This is a genomic window from Pseudorhodobacter sp. (assembly GCF_030452865.1).
Lineage (GTDB): Bacteria > Pseudomonadota > Alphaproteobacteria > Rhodobacterales > Rhodobacteraceae > Pseudorhodobacter.
This window is the reverse complement of sequence record NZ_JAKDLJ010000539.1, coordinates 1-1,914: the sequence shown is the minus strand read 5'-3', so window position 1 is coordinate 1,914 and position 1,914 is coordinate 1. Positions and strand designations below refer to the sequence as shown.

Sequence of the window (1,914 nt, the reverse complement as noted above, 5' to 3'; positions counted from 1 at the left end):
CGGCAGCAGGCTCCAACCGCGATGTGCGTTTCATCAATGCCGAACGCCCCAATGGCAAGGTGATCGTTTATCGCAATGAGGATACCGGCTGGGGCTGGCCGCCTTATTTCAAGCTCGACAGCTCCAACTTGCAGGCCGAAGCGCAGGCGTTGATTTCGGGCAAGGAGAAACCGGTTTGGGTATCCGTCACCCATTACGGCTGGCGCAACGAGTTTTTCACGATCTACCCGAATGCGGTTGCAGTGAAGCAAGTGGCGGGGCCGGATGTCAGCATTTTCCCCTGGTTCAATGTGATTTTCCTTGTCGTTGTGCTGGGCATCCTGCTGTTGTTGTGGCGGATGTGGGCGCAATTTCGGGAACGCACGATTGACCCGACGCTGGAAAGCATCGGCGACCGGTTTGATGAGGTGGACGCCAAAGCCGACAGCTTGTGGGCGCGGTTCAGGGCGTGGATTGCGACCTGGACCGGCAAGCCGCGTCGCTGAGCGGGGCATCTAGCTGACCCCTATTGTCGGATGGGATGCTTGGCGATAGCCTGCCGGGCAATCGGCGCGATTGGGTTTTTGGTGCGTGTTGCGGAGTGTGGGGCAGGGTATGGATGATATATTCGGAATTCTGACCCTTGTCGCGCTGGCGGCTGTGGCGTTGCTCGTTGCAGTTCCTTTCCTGCTGTTTTCGCATCTCGGGCTGAAAGCCAAGATGCGCGATCTGGAACAGATTGTCCTTCGCAACCGGGCCGATCTGGCGCGGTTGCTGGACGGGTCGGCAACGGATGGCCTACCCCATGCAACCGGCGTGGTGGCGCACACCGTCGCGGCGCAGGATACACAGAGGCGGTCACCGCATTTGCCGGATCGGCAAGACGATCATTCGCCTGCGGAAGCCGTCGCGCAGGTCGCGCTGCCCTCTGCCGAAAGTTCGGCGGAGCCGCCGAAGGCTTTTGTTTTCAAGCCGGACCTGATCGACAGGTTGACCCGATGGCTGCGTGAAAACTGGGTGCTGGCGATTGCGGCTGCGTCCCTTGTGATGGCGGGCGTTTTCATGGTGCAATACGGGGTGGAGCATGGCTTGCTGACGCCGTTCTGGCGCGTCATGGGGGCTTCGGGCTTTGGCGCGGCGCTGATTGGTGCAGGGGAATATATCCGTCGTCGGGCGAGCGATGACGAAGGAGCAACGAAATATCTACCCTCCACCCTGTCCGGCGCGGGTATTGTTGTGCTTTATGCTGCGGTCTTTTCGGCGGCTGCACTTTACGGTCTGATCGGGGCGACGGCGTTGCTCATTGGGCTGATGGCTGTTTCTGCCTTGGCGCTGGTCCTGGGCTGGTTCCACGGGCCGTTCCTTGCGGCCATCGGCATAATAGGCGCCTGTGTCGCACCATTCCTGACCGGCGGCAGTTCTGACAGCGCATGGGCGATGCAATACGGTTTCGCGATGATCGCCATCGTCGCGCTGGGCATCGACACCGTGAAACGCTGGGCATGGATTTCGGTGCTGGGGCTGGTTGCGCCTATCGCCGCAACATGGCTTTTGTACCTGATCACCAGTGCAGATTTGCATTTCCTTACCGCCGGCCTGATCATCACCCTTGCGGCCTTTATCATCCCGGAACGCAATTTGACGCCGCATCACGCCGGCGCGGCGGTTCTGGACATGCTGCTGAGCAAAGGCAGATACCGGCCGGAGTTTCCGACCCGGCTCAGCTTTGGTGCCACACTTGCTACGACGGTCGCGGCGGTTTGCATCGTGGTGGATGCCAACAGCGCGGGTGTAATCTGGCTCTCGTTTGTTACGCTGATTTTCCTGCTGGTCGCGACAGTCGTGTGGGCGCGGCAAGCCACCGCCCTTTATGACCACGCGCTGATTCCCGGTGTCGGCTTTCTTGTCGCCATTGCGCTGGAGGGGTTGGGCTAT

General features: G+C 60.4%; 2 protein-coding genes. Both read left to right on the top strand.

Annotation, left to right across the window (positions count from 1 at the left end; all coding sequences use genetic code 11):
• Positions 1–485 (top strand): DUF1523 family protein (locus L0H65_RS19175; RefSeq protein ID WP_301460788.1); only part of this gene is annotated, 485 nt, incomplete at its 5' end.
• Between the two features lie 109 nt (positions 486–594).
• Positions 595–1,914 (top strand): DUF2339 domain-containing protein (locus L0H65_RS19170; protein WP_301460787.1); only part of this gene is annotated, 1,320 nt, incomplete at its 3' end.